This is a genomic window from Psychrobacter sp. TB55-MNA-CIBAN-0194 (genome assembly GCF_040309505.1).
Classification (GTDB): domain Bacteria; phylum Pseudomonadota; class Gammaproteobacteria; order Pseudomonadales; family Moraxellaceae; genus Psychrobacter; species Psychrobacter fozii.
On record NZ_JBEOOW010000236.1, the window covers coordinates 1 to 275 of the forward strand.

General features: G+C 41.1%; 1 protein-coding gene. It reads left to right on the forward strand.

The genetic code is table 11. The features are described 5' to 3' along the window. Positions 1-275 (forward strand): MscL family protein (locus AAEY75_RS14965; protein ID WP_352260021.1); only part of this gene is annotated, 275 nt, incomplete at both ends.

Here is a 275-nt window from a genome sequence, read left to right on the forward strand (position 1 = left end):
TTATTATGCCGATCGTCGCCTTTATCTTTGGCGGTGAGATTAACTTTAAAAATATGTTTCTCATCTTGGGTGATGCCCCTGAAGGTATCGCGATGACTTATGATGCCCTTAAAGAAGCTGGCGTCCCTGTATTAGCGTACGGTAGCTTTATTACAGTGCTTATCAACTTTTTAATTTTGGCCTTTATCATTTTTATGATGGTTAAAATGGTCAATAACATGCGTCGTGCTGACGAAGTAGAAGAAGTGGCGGTAGAGGAGCCTTCAGAAGAAGTG